Annotated in this window: 17 protein-coding genes; 9 read left to right on the top strand and 8 right to left on the bottom strand. The window is 50.3% G+C overall.

All coding sequences use genetic code 11. From position 1 onward, the window contains the following. Nucleotides 1-205: 205 nt before the first annotated feature. Genes Q0600_RS04570 through abc-f form a run of 4 tightly spaced genes read right to left on the bottom strand, consistent with a single transcriptional unit; the run spans nt 206 to nt 4826 of the window. Entirely contained in the window at nt 206-871 is a 666-nt protein-coding gene (locus Q0600_RS04570) for a uracil-DNA glycosylase (RefSeq protein ID WP_298757424.1), read from the bottom strand. A 7-nt stretch (nt 872-878) separates the two neighbouring features. Beyond that, the gene (gene prmC / locus Q0600_RS04565) at nt 879-1679 is read right to left on the bottom strand and encodes a peptide chain release factor N(5)-glutamine methyltransferase (RefSeq protein WP_298757422.1); all 801 of its coding nucleotides are present in this window, start codon (nt 1677-1679) and stop codon (nt 879-881) included. Next, nucleotides 1666-2874, bottom strand: coding sequence for a M48 family metallopeptidase (locus Q0600_RS04560; RefSeq protein WP_298757419.1), 1209 nt, complete (start codon nt 2872-2874; stop codon nt 1666-1668). Before Q0600_RS04560 ends, prmC begins: the two co-directional genes overlap by 14 nt. Before the next feature lie 5 nt (nt 2875-2879). After that, the gene (gene abc-f, locus Q0600_RS04555; RefSeq protein ID WP_298757417.1) at nt 2880-4826 is read right to left on the bottom strand and encodes a ribosomal protection-like ABC-F family protein; all 1947 of its coding nucleotides are present in this window, start codon (nt 4824-4826) and stop codon (nt 2880-2882) included. 79 nt (nt 4827-4905) lie between these two features. On the opposite strand from abc-f, the gene Q0600_RS04550 reads away from it, so the two are divergent. Continuing rightward, a complete protein-coding gene (locus Q0600_RS04550) occupies nt 4906-5640 on the top strand; it encodes an alpha/beta hydrolase-fold protein (RefSeq protein ID WP_298757414.1) in 735 nt (244 codons plus the stop codon). Between the two features lie 847 nt (nt 5641-6487). Here Q0600_RS04550 and Q0600_RS04545 read toward each other — a convergent pair. Both Q0600_RS04545 and Q0600_RS04540 read right to left on the bottom strand, forming a co-directional pair. Continuing rightward, nucleotides 6488-6865, bottom strand: coding sequence for a hypothetical protein (locus Q0600_RS04545; RefSeq protein WP_298757411.1), 378 nt, complete (start codon nt 6863-6865; stop codon nt 6488-6490). A 257-nt stretch (nt 6866-7122) separates the two neighbouring features. Further along, nucleotides 7123-8109, bottom strand: coding sequence for an amidohydrolase family protein (locus tag Q0600_RS04540; protein ID WP_298757408.1), 987 nt, complete (start codon nt 8107-8109; stop codon nt 7123-7125). A 218-nt stretch (nt 8110-8327) separates the two neighbouring features. On the opposite strand from Q0600_RS04540, the gene Q0600_RS04535 reads away from it, so the two are divergent. The 3 genes from Q0600_RS04535 to Q0600_RS04525 all read left to right on the top strand — a co-directional run bounded on the left by Q0600_RS04535 (nt 8328) and on the right by Q0600_RS04525 (nt 11712). Beyond that, on the top strand, nt 8328-8768 hold the full coding sequence (locus Q0600_RS04535) for a GNAT family N-acetyltransferase (protein ID WP_298757405.1): 441 nt from the start codon (nt 8328-8330) through the stop codon (nt 8766-8768). Nucleotides 8769-9070: 302 nt separating this feature from the next. Next, nucleotides 9071-10393 (top strand): MATE family efflux transporter, encoded by a 1323-nt coding sequence (locus tag Q0600_RS04530; RefSeq protein WP_298757402.1) that lies wholly within the window; start codon nt 9071-9073, stop codon nt 10391-10393. Further along, a complete protein-coding gene (locus tag Q0600_RS04525) occupies nt 10369-11712 on the top strand; it encodes a M48 family metallopeptidase (RefSeq protein ID WP_298757399.1) in 1344 nt (447 codons plus the stop codon). Before Q0600_RS04530 ends, Q0600_RS04525 begins: the two co-directional genes overlap by 25 nt. A gap of 173 nt (nt 11713-11885) precedes the next feature. Here Q0600_RS04525 and Q0600_RS04520 read toward each other — a convergent pair whose 3' ends face one another. After that, nucleotides 11886-12326: a hypothetical protein gene (locus Q0600_RS04520; RefSeq protein ID WP_298757396.1), complete on the bottom strand. Its 441-nt coding sequence runs from the start codon at nt 12324-12326 to the stop codon at nt 11886-11888. Between the two features lie 146 nt (nt 12327-12472). On the opposite strand from Q0600_RS04520, the gene Q0600_RS04515 reads away from it, so the two are divergent. Next, a complete protein-coding gene (locus Q0600_RS04515; protein WP_298757393.1) occupies nt 12473-12679 on the top strand; it encodes a hypothetical protein in 207 nt (68 codons plus the stop codon). On the opposite strand, the gene dnaJ is transcribed toward Q0600_RS04515, so the two are convergent. Continuing rightward, the gene (gene dnaJ, locus Q0600_RS04510; RefSeq protein ID WP_298757390.1) at nt 12672-13763 is read right to left on the bottom strand and encodes a molecular chaperone DnaJ; all 1092 of its coding nucleotides are present in this window, start codon (nt 13761-13763) and stop codon (nt 12672-12674) included. The genes Q0600_RS04515 and dnaJ overlap by 8 nt on opposite strands. Before the next feature lie 129 nt (nt 13764-13892). Between dnaJ and Q0600_RS04505 the strand changes: the two genes are divergently transcribed. The 4 genes from Q0600_RS04505 to murC all read left to right on the top strand — a co-directional run bounded on the left by Q0600_RS04505 (nt 13893) and on the right by murC (nt 18182). Further along, nucleotides 13893-14564, top strand: a complete 672-nt coding sequence (locus Q0600_RS04505) for a response regulator transcription factor (protein ID WP_298757388.1) — start codon at nt 13893-13895, stop codon at nt 14562-14564. Beyond that, nucleotides 14561-15802, top strand: coding sequence for an ArsS family sensor histidine kinase (locus Q0600_RS04500; protein WP_297895573.1), 1242 nt, complete (start codon nt 14561-14563; stop codon nt 15800-15802). Before Q0600_RS04505 ends, Q0600_RS04500 begins: the two co-directional genes overlap by 4 nt. Continuing rightward, on the top strand, nt 15799-16368 hold the full coding sequence (gene recR, locus Q0600_RS04495) for a recombination mediator RecR (protein ID WP_298757386.1): 570 nt from the start codon (nt 15799-15801) through the stop codon (nt 16366-16368). The genes Q0600_RS04500 and recR overlap by 4 nt, the downstream gene beginning before the upstream one ends. Nucleotides 16369-16874: 506 nt before the next feature. Continuing rightward, nucleotides 16875-18182: a UDP-N-acetylmuramate--L-alanine ligase gene (murC, locus tag Q0600_RS04490; protein ID WP_298757383.1), complete on the top strand. Its 1308-nt coding sequence runs from the start codon at nt 16875-16877 to the stop codon at nt 18180-18182. Nucleotides 18183-18227 lie beyond the last annotated feature (45 nt).

Genomic DNA, 18227 nt, shown 5'->3' with positions numbered 1-18227 from the left:
GCTTTATGAAATTTTCTCGCTTTTAAATTTAAACTCGCGCAGATCGAGTCTGTGTTTTACTCCGCTAAAATCCCGCTAGTCCGTGAAATTTAAGCAGGTCAAATTCGCCCCGTCTGCTTGCCCGCCGCAATGAAAATCGCGGCGCCCGCGCAAAAAGCTGCACACAAAATCAAAATAGCACGCAAAGAAAGCGCCAAAATGCGCATCACAGCAGCTCTTTTATCCTTTGCAGATCCTCTTTGAAAAGCTCCGCCTTGCTCGGATTTTGCGCGATGAATGCGGGATCGAAGCTCGGCACGAAGCTGATGCCGTCCTCGTTAAATACCGAGCCGTGCAGCGCGTCCATGCCCGCTAGATCGCCGTTTCGCAGCACGATTTTGCAGCAGAGCTCCCCTAGGCAGAGCACGACTTTAGGCTTTAAAATTTTGATTTCGTCGGTCAGATAGGGCGCGCATTTTAAAATTATTTCCGAGCTTATGCGCCTATTTTGCGGCACCGCACACCTTATTAAAAAGCTAAAATAAATTTCTTCCGGCGCGCAAATTTGATCTAGCGCCGCCGCTACCTCAGCCTCCAAGCTGCCGCTAACACCCTCGCTAACGCCCGGCGCGAGAGCTACGATCATAAGTTTTACGTTCGCGGGTGTTTTAGAATTTTTAAAATTTTTGATAGTTTTGAAATTTTTAAAATTTTGCTCGCCGCCTCCCGTGCGCGTTTTGGCAAGCTCGCAGAGATTGCACTCAGCGGTAGCGGATTTCAGCGCGTCCAGCGCCTTAAAAAATCGCTCGCCGCCGCTTAAAATTTCGGCGCTTACGTAGCGGTAGCCGAACGCTTTGTAATAAAGCAGCCTGCGTAGTTGCGAGCTTTGCACGGCGCGCCTACGATCTGTTTAAATTTCGCGCGACGAATCCGCGATCAAACTGCGCCAAATCTTTGTAAAATTCCGCTCTAAAGCCCTGCTCGCGCAAAAACGCCGACAAACTTTGCTTTTGATCGTAGCCCATCTCGCAGGCTAGAAATTTTGCGCGCCGTGCGGCGATCAGTACGATGCGTTTTAAAATTTCATCTCCCCGCTCGCCGCCAAACAGCGCCTGTTTCGGCTCCTGCAGCACGCGCGCGTCTAATTCGTATGAGTTTGCGATGTATGGAGGATTTGAGACGATTAGATCAAACTCGCCCACAATCTCATCCGCGTAGGCGCAGTGCACAAACTCGACGTCCGCGCCTAAGCTCGCGGCGTTTGCGCGCGCTACCTCAAGCGCATCCGCGCTGATATCGCTAGCCGTGATGCGGCAAGCGGGAAGTAGTTTTTTTAAGCAGATAGCGATTATGCCGCTGCCCGTGCCGATCTCGCAAATGCGCGGCTCGCCCAAGCTTTGCGCCAAAGTAAGCGCCTTTTTTACTAAAATTTCGGTCTCGCAGCGCGGTATCAGCACCCGCTCGTCGACGTAAAATTTAAAGCCCATAAACTCGCAGCTTTGCGTGATGTATTCAAGCGGGCGACCGTCTTTAAATTCAACGATCTTAGCGCGAAACTCCGCTTCGTGCGCGAGCTCTTCCGAGTATCTTAGCACGAGCTGCTCGCCACTAAGTCGCTCGCAAAGCTTTAAAATTTCGCGCGCGACGTATTTTGAGCCGCACTGCCCCAAGCCCCATCTTAGCGCCTCAGCGATCCTCATCAAGCTCTCTTATGCGCTCATATAGGCTTGGGTGCGAATAATACACCGCGGCGTAAATTTTATGAGCGAGCGGAAACGCCTTGTTTTCGCTGCCCAGCTTCTTTAGCGCGCCGATCATACTCTCTTTATCCTGCATGCTCGCGCCATGCCGGTCTGCGCTAAATTCGTGCATGCGGCTAAGCTTGGAGATTACAGGCTCAAAAAACGCATGTAAAATCGGCGCAAACAAAATCATAAAAACCAGCGTCGCGCCGCCGTCCGCGTTAAGTCCTAGCGCGCCGAACACGCCTGCGGGGAGGTTTCCGAATACCGCAAACGTCACGCCCAAAAGCACGAAGCTAAGCGCTAAATTTTTTAAAATGTCGCCGTGTTTGAAATGCCCGAGCTCGTGCCCTAAAACGGCTAAAATTTCATCCTCGCTCAGCTTCTCTATGAGCGTGTCGAAAAGCACGACCTTTTTCGTCGCGCCGAAGCCGCCGAAATAGGCATTTAGGCGCTTGTCGCGTTTGCTCGCGTCAATCGTAAAAACGCCGCTACTTTTAAAGCCGCAGCGTTGCAAAAGCCCCTCTATGCGCTCTTTTAGCTCGCCTTGCTCTAGCGGCTGCATCTTATTAAACAGCGGCGCAATAACGGTCGGATAGATCAAATTTATCAGTAAAACTATGCCGAAGCTTAGCAGAAAGCCCCAGATCCACCAGTGTGCGCCCAAGCTATTTACGCAAAAAACGAGCGCAGAGGCTACCGCAAAGCCGAAAACCAGCGTGAGCATGAGCGATTTTAGCGCGTCTTTTACGAAAATGGCGGGCGTTATCGTGGAAAAGCCTAGGCGGCGATCTTTTACAAAGGTTTTGTAAATCTCAAGCGGAAGCGCCGCCGCGCCGCCGATGATTAAAAACGCCGTTACAAAGCAGCTCCCCGCCAAAATCCCATCGCCCGCTAGATCATATATCGCGCGCTGTAACGCGCCCGCGCCCGCAAGTATCCAAATAAGCGCCACCGCAAACGAAAAGCAGTGCGAAAATATATTAAATTTTAAATTTACCGCGCCGACCTCGCCCGCCTTGCGATAATCCTCCTCGCTAAGCACCACCGCAGGCTCCTTTAGCTTAGCGCGGATGAAGCTTAGCTCGAGCAGATCGAGCGAAATTTTATAAATCGTGTAAAGCGCGTATAAAAAGATCAAAAACCAAACCATCGCGCCTACTTTAGGCTCTCGGCAAGCGAAAGCACTTCGTAATATTCATTTTCCATACTGTTTAACGTTCCTCTTTTTTCTTCAAGCTCTTCAAAAAGCCCCTGCATCCCGAGCTTTTGATAAATTTCAGGCGTCGAAAGCGCGTGATTTAGTTCTTTTATACGCGCCTCGATAGCCTCGATCTTAGCGGGATACTCCTCTAAAATTTTATTCTGCTTATAGCTAAGTTTTGCAGCGCTCGTCTTTTCCTTTTTGTTTTCGCGGCCACCTTCCTCCGCGCTCACGCTCGCGTCGACCTCGATCTGGTCAATCTCCGCCATCTCGTCTTCAAACTCCAAATACTCCGAATATGGCATTTGAATTTGATCGATAACGCCGTTTTTTTCGAAAACCCAAAGCTTATTCGTGATCTTATCGATAAAATAGCGATCGTGGCTTACGATGATTACCGCACCTTCGAAGCTTAGCAGGTAGTCCTCCAAAATATTGATCGTCGCGATATCAAGATCGTTCGTCGGCTCGTCCAAAATCAGGCAATCGTACTGCTCGGTAAAGAGCTTCGCAAGTGCCAGGCGGTTCTTTTCGCCGCCGCTAAGCACGCCGATCGGTTTATCCAAAAATTCCTTCGGAAACAAGAAATTTTTCAAATACCCATAGACGTGCATGTAGCTGCCGCGGACATTGATGTGATCGCCGCCGTTGGGACAGAAAATTTCGATTATGCTTTTATCGTCCGTGATGCCGCTGCGGGTCTGATCGAAGTAGCCGATCCTGATCTCGCCGCGTTTGATCTCGCCCGCATCGATCTTGCTGCGACCGAGTAGAATTTTAAGCAGAGTGCTTTTGCCCGCGCCGTTGGCGCCTACGATACCGATGCGCTCGCCCTGCAAAACTCGCGCCGAAAAGCCCTTGAAAAGCACCTTGCCGTTTAAAATTTTACCGATATTCGTGCATTCAAAAAGCATCTTTTTGCGATTGTCGCCGCCCGTGCCGTTAAAGCTCCTGCTCGCACGCTCCAGCTCGATCCGCACGCGACGGATCGCGCCCGGGTTTTTCTTCGCATCCTGCCTCATCTGCATGATACGCGCCTTGCGCCCTTCGTTGCGCTTTAGGCGCGCCTTTACGCCGCGGTGTAGCCACTCCTCCTCGGCGCGTAGCTGTTTAAGCAGCGTCTCGTGGGACTTTTCGAGCGAGGCGAGCATCTCCTGCTTGCGCCTCAGATAGTTCTCATATCCGCCGTCGAAATTTGAAATTTTACCCTCTTCGATCTCGATACTGCGCGTCGCCAAGCGGTCGATGAAGTAGCGATCATGGCTGATAAAAACGATCGTCTGCTTCGAGCCAAGCAGCATGTCCTCTAGAAATTTCACCATATAGACGTCGAGGTGGTTCGTGGGCTCGTCCAACAGCAGCACGTCGGGCTTTTTAAGCACCAGCGCGCCCAGCGCCACGCGACGAATTTCGCCGCCGCTAAGCGTGCAGACGGAGCGGTTTTCGTAAATTTTAAGCCCGAAATTTTGCAGCACCTGCTCGATCTTATTGTCGATCTGCCAGCCGTCCTTGGCCTCGATAAATTTAATCAGTTCGTCTTGGCGCGCTAAAAGCTCCTGATTTTCGGGATGTGCAGCGATTTCGCTTGAGATCGCGTCGTATTCGCTAAGGGCGGCGTAAATTTCAGCTAGCTCCCTTCGCAGCGCGTCTTTGACCGAGAGATTGTCTTCAAATTTCGGCGTTTGAGCGAGCATCTGGATATTTAGCCCGTTTTGAGTGATCACGCGCCCCTCGTCGGTCTCGCACAGCCCCGCGACGATCTTCATCAGCGTGGACTTGCCGCCGCCGTTTTTGCCGATCACAGCGACGCGCTCGTTAGCGTCCAGTGCGAAATTTACGCCGTCTAAAACGATGTGAGAGCCGAATTTTTTCGTAACATCGATAAGCTCGATCAAAGCCAATTTTAAGTTCCTCTAGTGTTAAATTCGGTGATTTTACACAAAATTCTATTAAATTTTAATAACTTTTAAAGGTTCAGCAATGCAAAGTTTGGAATTTGACGACCTGCGCGTAGAAATTTTCGCCCCGCACGCGCCGTCTTTTGCGGCTGCGCCCTCCTTTACAAAAGAAGCCGCGTCCGCACCGATCATCTACCTGCACGCCTTGGAGTTTAGCGCGGCCAGTGTGGGCGAAATTTACGAACTCGTCTCGCGACGAAGCGGCGCCGATTTCGTGCTTGCGGCGATCTATCTAAACGAGGCGCAGTGGGGCGATAAGCTTAGTCCGTGGGCGGCAAAATCGCCGTTTAAGGGGGTGCGCGATTTCGCAGGCGGAGGCGCGGCGCACTTAGAAAAATTTACGGACGAGCTGATCCCGCGTATCGAGCGACACGTATTCGGCGCGGGCGAACCTGCGTGGCGAGCGTGCGCGGGATACTCGCTGGCTGGGCTTTTTAGCGCGTATGCGGCGTTTGCGAGCGATAAATTTCAAAAGATCGCCTGCGTCTCGGCGTCGTTTTGGTTCGGCGGATTTGACGCCTTCGTCGCCGCACACTCGCCGCAAAGGGGGCTGGCGCACGTCTACGCGTCCTTGGGCGAGGCCGAGATGAACCCGAAAAATCCGCGCGGAGCACTCTGCGACGAGACGGCGCGAAATTTCATCGCAAAATGCCGCAGTGCGGGCGCGAAAGCGGAGTTTGAGCAAAATCCGGGCGGGCATATGCAAGATGAGATCGCAAGAATTTCAAAGGCGCTTTTAAAGCTTGTAAACTCCTAAAATTCGAGCAAATTTTAAAATTTAGTGACAGAATAAAGTGCGGTGAGAGATTAAAAGAAACTAGCCAAGAAGCGGCACGAAACGTAAATTTAAAGCGAGCCGCCGTTATAATTTCTCGCGCAACGGTTTTTTGTGCGATGCAATGAAATTTAAAACGAACCTACGTTAAAATTTTATAGCGCAAGTAATGCGACAAGAATGGTGCAGCGCAATTCGGCGCAAATGGCACAGCGCGTCGTCGGTGCTTTAGCGGCTTTTGATAAGTGCGAATCAGTTTTGAGCGTAAATCATACGACTCGACGTCGATGCGGCACAGGCGGCACGGTGTAATGCGAATTTCAGGCGGGCTGCCGCTAATTTGCAGATTGTGCTAGTGGTTTAAAATTTCGAGCGAGCCGTATTATAAAATTTAAAGCAAATTATGTCGCAGCTAGGATTTAGCGCGCCTGTGAGCTAAATTTAAACTCTATCATACGCGCCTTGTAGTCGCGCTCGATAGGATTTAGCGTGCCTGCAAGCTAATTTAAATAGCAGCGCGCGCCGTGTATGATCTCGCCGTTTCATTTAGTGTAACTGCTAGCTAAAATTTAAACCACTGAAATTTCAAGATTTACACTACGCCGAGGAACGCTTTGACTCTACAATACACGCCGCTCGGTTTAAATTTTAAAATTTAGCGGGACGGGTGATTAAATGGCAGGCGCGACAAAACAGGTGCTGCGAAATATTTTCAACAACCCTAAAATATTCGCAATAACAGCAAAAAATTCTCGCAAAATCTCCGCAACGACGGTAAAAATTCCTACAAAAATTCCCGCTAAAATTTCCTGCAAAACCGCTGTAAAATTTATCTGCGTTTAATACCGTAGCCATCCTTATCCACGCACATAAAGCCCGTAGTAGCGCCTCCGTCGCGCGCCATCACCACGCCGTCTGCGGCAAATCTATCGTCGCAGCCGATCTCGTAGTCCTTTTTCACCGCCTCACTCGCAGAACCCTCGAAAATCTCGTAAAATTCCGACACAAACCCGTCTTTGTAATAAATAGCGGTTTCGCCCTCCCAGATATTTACGCCCTGGGCATTTGCGCTTTTTGCTTTGGCTTTAAGTTCGTTAAAAGTCCCAAAATCCCAGCCTAGGATTTTTAAAACAGCTCGCTCATTCGTCTTTTCATCTATACTATAAAAACTCGCACTTTGGTTTTTGTCTTTATTCACGGCTCTCATACTTAAGACCTCGTCGCCGCCAAAACGGACGTCAAAAGAAACTCCTTCGGGCTGTATCTCGCGTGCAAAATCGCGCAGAGCTAAAATTTGAGCGCGGTTCCGTTCGTAATTTTCCGCTAAATCCGGCTCCGCAAAGAATACGCCGCAGTTAGCACAAGCGCGGCGCTCATAATGAGTTTAAATAACCTAAAAATTTCCGAGAAAAAATATTTTATAAAATTCACGCCCACTTCCTAAATTTCACCGAATTTTATCGTCTAAGCAAAGGGCAGAATTTTTTTGTAATTGCTCCACAACTCGCTCTCCTCACCGAAATACGCAAGTAGTCCGCGCGCGTTGCGATCGAAAGGGTTGGGCTCTTTATGCAGCGCGATACGCTGCGACAGGCGCAGATCGTAGGTGTTGTATATTGCAGAATATGGCACCGGAAAGTCCGAAGCGTAAAGCAGGCGCGAGTGTACGTCCGTTTGACTCGCCAGATGCGGCAGGGCTTTAGCGCGCACCGGCGTCATCAGCGCCGAAACATCGGCGTAGAGGTTTTTGTGCGTGCGCAGAAGCGCCAAAAGCGCGAAATAATCGTGTCCGAAATTTCGCGGACGGCGCGAGAGCGCACGAAAGATATGCGAATACTCATAGTTGATCGCCATGTGCGCGCACACCGTCGTAACGCCCAGCTCAAGCGGCGCATAGATCACCTCCAGCGCTTCGCAGCGGCGCGCGCTCGGCACCGAGCTTTCGTTACCGACGTGGATCACCAGCGGCAAGCCGAGCTTAGCGAGCTTTTCAAAATACGGCACGTAGCAAGGCAGCCTCGTATCCATATCCCAATAGTTTTGTAAGAATTTCGCCCCCTTAAATCCGAGCTCGAAGCAGCGATCGATCTCATCGAGCGCGTCCGCTCGCTTCGGATTGATGCTAAAAAACGGCACGATGAGATCTGGGTTTTTTTGATAAATTTCAAACACGCTGTCGTTGTCCGCACAGACGGTCTTATCGCGATGGATTAGCTCGCCCGCGTCGCTAAATTTAGCATCCACGCCGAAAAGCACCGCCTTTTTAACGTATTTCGAAGCTCTAAGCCCGCCGAGCAGAGCGTCCACATAGGCTTCATATGGCTCTTTGATCGCGCGCGATACGTCTATGCCGAAGCGCCTGCCGAAAAGGCGCAGCGCGAGCCTGTCGTAAGGGCGGTCGAAGCGCACCTCCTTGCTTAGCAGATGGACGTGAAAGTCAAGCGTTTGCATCGGGGATCCTTGGGAAAATTTTGCCGAGTTTATATCAAATTGCGGTAAATGGTTAGAATTTTAAATTCGGGTTTAAATTTGCGCTCCGCGCCCTACCGCGCCTTTAAATTTTAAAATTTAAACCTCTCTGAAAGAGCCGCTAATTGATATTTAATGCCGTTTTAAAGCTGCGGCGATATACTTGCGATTTGAAAAGCTATTTCAATTAAGGAGCGAAGATGGAGTTTGAAATTTTAGAAAATTCCGCCGATTTTAAGCCTAGCGATCTAGATGAGATAATGGTCTCGATCGGCTGGGATACGGAACAAAACGCAGCCTCCGTGCCGCCGCACGAGACATACAGGGTGTGGCGCACCTATGATTACGTGGCGATCGCCAAAATGCAGGGCAAGACCGTGGGAGTGCTGGAGGCGTTTTGCGACCGCGACAACTTCGCTACGAGCTATCTTTACTGCGTGATAGTTCATAAAGATTATCAAAGGCGCGGTATCGGCACGGCGCTCGTGAATGCCTTTAATAAGCGCTTTGCGCACACCACCACCTTTGTCGTGACCCCTCTGCACAAGGCTGAGGGTGCCGGAGAATTCCTACAAAAGTGCGGCTTTAAAGACGCGTCGGAGCACTTCACGATCCACATGAGGAAGCGAAATTCGATCTAGCGGAAAGCGAAATTTGCTCCAACCGGCATAAATTTAATAAAATTCCACGCGACTTTTAAATTTTAAATCGCGTGGAATTCTGCGCCGTCTTTTTGCCCCTTTACTACAGATCGTCGCGCGAGATATGCAGCTACGTATGCTCTCGCTCCTCCGCGCTAAATCACCGCATATTCGCACTGAGCGCCGTAAATTCTAATTTTACGCATGCCGCGCGGCGCGCGAAAACAACTCCGCTCGCCCCTTGCGCAAAAGCAAACCTAAAAGAATTTTCGGCTACAATTTCCCCCAAATAAAGGCAAAATATGAAAGAAATCTCGCTGCTAAGGCTCTCGCTCGCAATCTACATCGATATGTTTTTGCGCCTCGTGACCACGTTTATCAACACCTACATGATCTCGCGCGTGGACGTCTCGCTAGTAGGCGCGCTGGGGGCGGGCAACGAGATATTTCTGCTCTTCATCACGGTTTTTGGCTTCCTCGCCGTAGGCTGCTCGGTTCTCGTAGCGCAGGCACTGGGGGCAAAAAACAAAGTCCTAGCCATGCGCGCGATCCACACGAGCATCGCATTCAACGCGCTCGTTGGGCTTTGCAGCGGCGTTTTCGTCTTTAGCTGCGCACCGTTTTTACTCCGCGCGCTGCAGGTGCCCGCCGAGCTTTTGAGCGAAAGCGCGATCTATCTTAAGGTCATCAGCATCGTCTTTGCGATAGACGCCGTCGCGATCGTGCTTAGCGCCATCGTGCGCGTTTACGGATACGCAAATTTCATCATCGCAGTCTCTGTAGTGATGAATTTAGTAACGCTCGCTGGCAACTACGTCGTACTCTTTCGGCCGTTCGGACTGCCGTACTACGGGCTTGAGGGCATCGGCGTGAGTACGATCGCAGGGCGTATGATCGGCGTATGTTTATTCTTCCTCATCATCACGAAGGTGCTAAAGATAAAATTTTACCTCACGATGTTTTTAAAGATCCAATTCGCCACGCTGCGTAAAATTCTATCCGTAGGGCTTCCGAGCGCTGGCGAAAACATGCTGTGGATCGTGCAGTATCTGGTCGCCTTCGCCTTCGTCGCGAGCATGGGCGAGGCGAGCCTCACGGTACAGACGATCTATTTTCAAATTTCATCATTCATCTTCTTCGGCGGAAGCGCGATCAGTATGGCAAACGAAGTGATCGTAGGCCGTCTCGTAGGCGCCGCCAAGCCGCAGGAGGCGTACCGGCACACTTTTACCGCGCTGCGCTTTGGGCTCGGGGCGACGGCGCTTTTCGTCGCGATCGTGTTTTTAGCGCGCGAGCAGATTATGGAGATGTTGAGCCTAAACGAGGCGCACAGGCAAGTCATGCGGCCGCTTTTTTATCTCACGCTGGGGCTTGAGTTCGGACGGACGCTTAATATCGTGTTCGTAAACGCCCTGCGCGCAAGCGGCGACGCGAGGTTTCCCTTTGCGATGGGCGTGATCTTTATGTGGGGCGTCTCGATCCCCGTGGGCTGGCTTTTGGGTATTCATTTGGGGTATGGAATTTTGGGCGTTTGGATCGGGTTTTTCTGCGACGAGTGGCTGCGCGGCAGCGCGAATACGGCGCGATGGATAAGTAAAAAATGGCAGAGCAAAAAGTTAGTCTAAATTTGCTAGGTTTGCCGATCAGTCTGCGTTTTAAGCGGATGAAATACGCACGCATCCGCATTAGCAAGGACTGCGAAATCAGCGTGAGCGTGCCGCGCTCCTACACCGCGGCGCAGGCAGAAAGCTTCATCCTAAAGCACGAAAGCTGGATCCGCCAAACGCTGGCGCGACTGCAAAGCAAACTTTTAGCGAGCGATCAGGTTAGAATTTTAGGCAAAATTTACAAGCTGAAATTTAGCCGCGAGGCTGAGCTCGGTACAAACTGCGGCGCGAATAAAAATTTAGACAATGGCGACGCGCAGGACTGCGTAGGCGGCAGCGTAAGCAGTGCGCGCGGCAGCGTAAATTCAGCTCATTTACAAAGCGGCGCAGGCATAGGCGGTAGCGGCGATGTGAGCGGCAGCGCAAACAATTCCATGGGCGGCATGAATGACGGTGCGGGTAGCGGCGCGGGAAGTGAAATTTTAAAATTTCACTCGGGCGAACACACTTCGCAAAGTAGTGCGGCGGGCGAGGATTTGAAATTTAACCTACCGGACGATGCAGCGCAAGGGCTAGCGCAACAGAGCAAAGTGCGACAAAGCGGCGGATTTATAGATACAGCGGCGCAAAATGTTTTCAAACAATCCCGCGGCGAAATTTTAAAATTTCACTCGGACGGGTGCGCTCCGCAAAGCAGCGATGCAGGTAAATTTAACTCCACCTCAAGTGACGAAATTTTAAAATTTGATCCCACCGCAAGGGACGGAATTTTAAAATTTAAACCCGCCGAGAGCGGAGAAATTTCAAATTTTAGCTCTACCGCGAGTGAGGAAATTCCGCTCATGAGCGAAAAAATTTCAAAATCTGCGAGCGAAAACGCGCCGCAAAATGTAGCGCAAAGCGCGCAAGCGGAGGAGTGCGACGAGCCCGATTTTACGATCAAAAATTTTATCCAAAGCTCTAAATTTAAAGATAAAATTTTTATGTCACGAGACGCGATCTTTTGCGAGAGCGAGGGCGAGTTTGCGGCGTTTAAAAAGGCCTTTGCGCTTGAGCTTTATCTGCGCTATATCGCGAAATTTTCCCCGCGGATAGGCCGCAAGATCGCGCGGGTACGGGTGCGCAAAATGCAGACGCGCTGGGGCAGCTGCAACCATGCAAAGGGCTATCTCAACTTCTCGCTAAGCCTGATAGAGCGGGATCTGCGCTTCGTCGAATACGTCGTGCTGCACGAGCTCGCGCACCTCATCCACGCAAATCACGGAGCGGATTTTTACGCGCTGATCGCGCAGATCATGCCCGATTTTAGGGCACGTATCAAGCTAGGTAGGGGTTAGTTCGCGAACGGGGCGCCCGCTTAAATTTCACGTCACTGCGGCACGATCATTGCGGTCGATAAATTTCAAGCGATCTTCCACTCCTCTTTCGCCCCGCCGTAGCAGACCGCAGCCCGCCCCGAACTCGCGCGGCACAGGCGGCGAAATTTCGCAAATTTTCGCGGATCCAAACGCTAATCTAAAGCCGCAAATTCCACGTATTTCTCCATCGCAACCAGCAGGAGCCAGCGCGCGGTAGGGCTGAAAAAATAGTGGTGTTCGGGGACCTGCTCCATTATAAATTTTAAAAAATCGTGAAAGTATTCGGGCGCAAATTTAACCTCGGCGCTCGTTAGACTATCACCCAAATAGTGGATTTCGCCGCTCAAAATCCTCGCTTTTACCGCGGGATTTGCGCCTATGAAGCTTCTGGCACCAGCAAAGCTGGGGCAGTCCGCGGTCGCGTAATCTTTCAATCCCCGCAAGACAGGCTTGGAGCCGACGAAGGTGAAATTTTCCTCTATAAAGCGCGCTCCGCCCTCGCTTACTTGCCAGCGATCGCCCAAGCTCGATAAAAACGCAAACATCTCATCATCCGCGGATTCGAAATTTGCAGGCTCATTTTTGCGATCCATCTTCGTCCTTTTTAAAATTTGTAGTAATTTTTACGGCGCGTAAGCTGCGACCCTGTTATCGTTTTGCGGCGCAGCGGGCTAAAAGAGCGCTACGGACACAGATAAAATTCTACTCGCAAGCATTAACCTTATAAAGCCGCCGCGCAGTGTTTGTGACGATCAGACAGAGGGCGCTTAGCAAACGACCACTAAACGATAAACGTCTCACCGAACGATGGCGAGCGACCAAACAAGCAGCAGAAAACCGTCAAGCGGCAGGCGTGGCTAAATTTAAAATTCCGAAGCCCGCTAAACTAAAGCTTAAACAATCACCGCTCAAAACAGATCAAGGCAGATCAAGGCAGCTTACTTGAAAAAATTCTTGATTTTATCGAGTATCCCCTCGTCGTCTCCGCCCTTGCTGCCGAAGCTTTCTTGAAGCTCGCGCAGAAGCGCCTCTTGCTTCTCGTTCAATTTTTTAGGGGTTTGGACGTTTACCTGCACGATCAGATCGCCGTTTTTCTTGGTGCGGATATTCGGCGCGCCCTCGCCGTAGATCGTGAAGCGCTGCTTGTCCTTGGTGCCTACTTTGAGTTTCAGCTCCGCCTTGCCGCGCGGCGTCGGCACCTCGATGCTCTCGCCCAAGATCGCCTGCGTGAAAAACACCGGCACCTCGATATACAGGTCGTCTCCGTCGCGCAGGAAGTGGCTATCCTCCTTAACGCGCACTATCACGTACAGATCCCCGATCTCGCCGGTTTTAGAAACGTTGCCCTTGCCGCTTAGGCGCACGCGCTGTCCGTCGTCGATACCTGCGGGAATGTCAAATTTAAGGCTCACATCCTCCTCGGTAAAGCCTTTGCCGCCGCAATCCTTGCACCTGTCTTTTACGATCTCGCCCGTACCGCCGCATTCGGAGCAGCTTTGGATAAAGCTCATATATCCGCGCCTGACCGCGACGCGCCCCGTGCCGCCGCAAGCGGAGCAGGTATGCTTCTTTTTGTCCTTCGAGCCGGTGGCGTCGCAGGTCGAGCACGGCTTTTTGATCTTGTATTTTATCTCCTTGTGAACGCCCTCTAAAGCCTCTTTAAACTCCAGCGTTACGGCCAGTTCGGTATCTATGCCGTATGGATCGCTAGGGCGTGAGCGACCGCCTCCGCCAAATGCTTGTTCGAAAAAATCGCCGAAAATCGAGCTGAAATCAAATCCTCCGCCGCCCGCGCCGCTATATGCGCCGCTGATGCCCTCTTTGCCGTAGCGATCATACATCCTGCGCTTTTGATCGTCGCTTAAAATTTGATACGCTTCGTTGATCTTTTTAAATTTCTCCTCCGATTCCTTGTCGCCTTGGTTACGGTCGGGGTGGAATTCCAAAGCGAGCTTTCGAAACGCCTTTTTTATCGTCTCGGCGTCGGCATCGCGCGCCACGCCTAAAATTTCATAATAATCTTCTTCCACGAAATTCTCCTTGAACTATACAAAAGGAGCAATTTTATCTAAATTTAATAAAACGCAAGTTAAGACTTAACTATTTTTATGTATAATGCAATATTTAAAATTTCAAATCAACGATGCAAAGGATAAAAAATGATAAATGTATTGATGATAGAAGACGACAGCGAGTTCGCACAGCTTCTAACCGAATATCTGGCTAAATTTAACATCCAAGTTACAAACTTCGAAGATCCGTATCTGGGCATTAGCGCGGGGATCAAAAACTACGATCTGTTGATTTTGGATCTTACGCTTCCTGGGATGGACGGACTTGAGGTCTGCAAAGAGATCCGCGAGAAATACGACATTCCGATCATCATCAGCTCGGCTAGAAGCGACGTAAGCGATCGCGTCGTAGGCCTTCAGATCGGCGCGGACGATTATCTACCCAAGCCTTATGATCCAAAAGAGATGCACGCACGCATCATGAGCCTCATCCGCCGCTATAAAAAAGCTAGCGAAAAGGAAGAAACCACCACAGATAGCGTATTTCGCATCGATGATAAGCGCCATGAAATTTACTTCGGCGAAGAGTCGCTCGTGCTAACGCCTGCAGAGTATGAAATTTTAGAATACCTCATCAAGCAGCATAGCTTTTCGGTATCCCGCGAGCAGCTCGTATACCATTGCAAGAGCCTAAAAGATAAGGATTCAAAGAGCTTAGATGTCATCATCGGGCGCCTACGCACCAAAATCGGCGATAGCTCCAAAGCGCCTAAGCATATCTTTTCGGTTCGCGGTATCGGCTACAAGCTCATCGGATGAAGCACTCCTTAATCACCAAAATTTCGGTTTTTTTTGTAATCGCGATCATCTTAGTCTGCGTGCTTTTCATCACGTTCGCACGGATGCAGATGAATAGAGCTCTAGGCAGCATGCAGGCTAATCAAATAAACGCGGTCAATAATCTACTTGAGCTATACAAGCGCAATGCCCCTCCCAGCGATATTGAGCGCTACTTCTCCAGCTACGGCTTGGAGCTTGTAAAAGACAAAAATATCATCCAAAACATCATCACGAGTGGTAAAATTTTTTTTGTTCAAGACACCTCTATTGGCGAGTTTAGCTCGGTCGAGTATAATAATTCGCTGTTTTTAAATATAAAAAACAACTCTTTCGTCGTTGTTTTCGAAAGCCTTGGCACGAAGAATTTAAACGATCCGCTTTGGGTCGGGTTTTTGCTTACGATGGCGGTTTTGATCTCACTTTATCTATCGATAGTGCGAAGTTTTACGCCGCTAAAAAAACTAAGCAAAAATATCAAAAAATTCGCCCAAGGCAATTTGGACGTAAATTTAGCTGCCACGCATAGCGAAGACGAGATCGGGCAGGTCGCGCAGGAATTTAACAACGCGATTGCCAAAATTCAAGAGCTGATCCGCTCGCGCCAGCTGTTTTTGCGCACCATCATGCATGAGCTGAAAACCCCGATCGGCAAGGGCAGGCTCATCACCGAAATGCTAGATAACGAAACACAAAAAGAGCGGCTCGTCAATGTCTTCGAACGTCTTGAAATTTTAATCAACGAGTTTGCCAAAATCGAGCAACTGCTCTCAAAAAGCTACTCGCTCAACTATCAGGATTATCATTTCAGCCTCATTTTAGAGCAAGTAAAAGATATGTCGATGCTCGATAATTGGGACGAGCTCATTAGCACAGATATCGAGTGCGATGCGGTGATAAACGTGGATTTCGGGCTATTTGCGCTGGCGATTAAAAATTTAATCGACAATGCCCTAAAATACTCCAGCGATAAAAAAGTCCGCATCATCTGCGATGAAAACAAAGTAAGCGTCGCCAACCGCGGCGCGGCGCTTGCAAAATCATTCGAACATTACAAGCAAGCCTTTATCAGAAATAAAGACGAGAAAGCCACCGGCATGGGGCTTGGGCTTTACATCATTGATAAAATTTGCGAGCTACATAAATTCCGCTTCGAGTACAACTACAGCGACGGCACTCACTACTTCTCGATCGTCTTTTCGCCGAAGGGTGCTATATGAGCGGCGGAGACAGGTTCGAAGAGCTCGTCGCGAGCTTTGAAAAGCTTCCCGGCGTAGGCAAAAAATCCGCCCTGCGCTTTGCCTACTACGTAAGCGTGCAAAATTCCTTCCTAGGGCTAAATTTAGCACACAATATCGAAGAGGCGGTGCGCGGACTGCACAGATGCCGCATCTGCGGTGCGGTATGCGAGGGCGAGATCTGCGAATACTGCGCCGATGAGGAGCGCGAAAGCGATAAAATTTGCATCGTCGAAAACCCAAAAGATATCTTTATTTTAGAGAGTAATAAAATTTACAACGGTCGCTACTTCGTGCTAGACGCCGCTGACGAAGATAAAATCGCGGCGCTACGCGAGATGGTGAGCCAAAACGGCGCGAGCGAGCTGATTTTCGCGCTGACGCCGGGCATCAACTCCGACGGGATCATGCTTTACGTCGAGGATAAGCTCGCGGATATGGGTTTGAAATTCACCAAGCTCGCCCAAGGCGTGCCTACGGGCGTGAGCTTAGACAACGTCGATATGCTCTCGCTAATAAAGGCGATCAACGGGCGCACTGAAATTTAAAATTTCGATGAAATTTTAAATTTATGCGGGTAAATTTATCGGCTAAATTTAAAGCGCAAAGCGGCGAATAGATTTAGCCGCAAAGCCCAAGCGGCGAAATTTCGGGCGTTAAATTTAAAGTCGGCGCGCGATGAAATTTATTAAAATTTACGCGGCTTCGGTGCGCGATACGATGCGGCATGCGCGGCAGCGCCCTGCTCGCCTTCTAAATTTTAACGGCGAGTTTGAGCCGTAAGATTTAAGTACTCCGTTTCAAAGCGGAGTTTTGAGCGCGGAATTTCGAGCGTTCAAATTTTAAAAGGTGAAATTCTAAACGGCGAATTTCGAGCGCTCAAATTTTAAAAGCGCTTTCGAAAGTAGCGAGACGGGGTTGCGCGACGCCGCGAGCCCGTAAAATTTAAAGGCGAATTTCAAGGCGCGCGGGAATGGTTTAAATTTTTAAATTTCGCCGGCGCGGGATTTAAAAATTTAAACGTAATTATCTATTATAATATTTAAGGACAAAGGTGAAAAAGGTTCATTTTATCGGCATCGGCGGCATAGGGATATCGGCATTAGCGAGATTTTTACACGAGAAAAATTTTATCATCTCAGGCTCTGATATCAAAGAGAGCGAGACGACTTACAAGCTAAGAGCGGACGGCATGGAGATCATCACGCCGCACGACGCTTCGGCGATCAAGGATCAGGAGATCGTCATCTACTCCGCCGCGATCAAAGAGGACAACGTCGAGCTGCAAGCCGCGCGCAAAAAAGGGATCGTCTGCCTCTCGCGCAAGGAGGCCCTGCCCTTCGTGCTAAAAGACAAGCGCGTCTTCGCAGTCGCCGGCGCGCACGGCAAAAGCACCACGAGTGCGATAACCTCGGCGCTGATAAACGGCTCGGTCATCATCGGCGCGATCTCCAAGCAGTTCGGCTCGAATATGAAGTACGAAAACAGCGAAAACATCATCTTCGAAGCCGACGAGAGCGATTCGAGCTTTTTAAATTCCAACCCCTACGTCGCGATCGTGACCAACGCCGAGCCCGAGCATATGGATCATTACGATAACGATTTGGATAAATTTCACGCGGCGTACCGCGGCTTTTTGGAGCGCGCCAAGATCCGCGTGATAAACGCCGAAGATGAGTTTTTAAGCTCGATTAAGCTCGGCTGTATCAAGCTCTTTCCTTCGCGCGATATAACGGATCTAAAGGTGCTGCTACGCGATCATCAGCCGTTTATGAGCTTTAATCTTAAAGAGCTCGGGCGCTTCGAGGTTTACGGGCTAGGAAGGCACATCGCGATTGATGCGTCGCTAGCGATCCTTGCCGCAGCGTGCGAGACGGGGCTAGAGCAGATCCGCAAAAATTTACTGAATTACCAAGGGATCAAAAAGCGCTTCGACATCCTGTGCGCCACCCCAAACTTCGTGCTGATCGACGACTACGGCCACCATCCCACCGAGATCAGAGCGACGCTGCAAAGCGCGCGCGAATACGCTAGCCTGCTAGGGCTCAGCAAGATCACGGCGATCTTTCAGCCGCACCGCTTCAGCAGGCTTAAGGCGAATCTAAACGCTTTTAAGGAGTGCTTTGCGGGCGTGGAGGAGTTAGTCGTACTGCCCGTTTACGCCGCGGGCGAGCCTAGCAACGGCATCGATCTAAAAGAGGAGTTTAAGGGGCTCGGGGCACTATTTACCGAGCGGGTCTTTAGAAACGGCGAGCGGATAGAATTTAGCGACATTTTCGGCGTCCGCCACATCATAAACGACGGGCTCGTGATCGGATTTGGCGCAGGCGACATCACCTATCAGCTGCGCGGAGAATTTTAAGCTTGAAAACTCTCGCCAAATTTACGAGCCAAACTCCGCTGAGGG

Source organism: uncultured Campylobacter sp. (assembly GCF_938041645.1).
In the GTDB taxonomy this organism is placed as follows: domain Bacteria; phylum Campylobacterota; class Campylobacteria; order Campylobacterales; family Campylobacteraceae; genus Campylobacter_B.
This window is presented reverse-complemented; position numbering and strand designations above follow the sequence as displayed.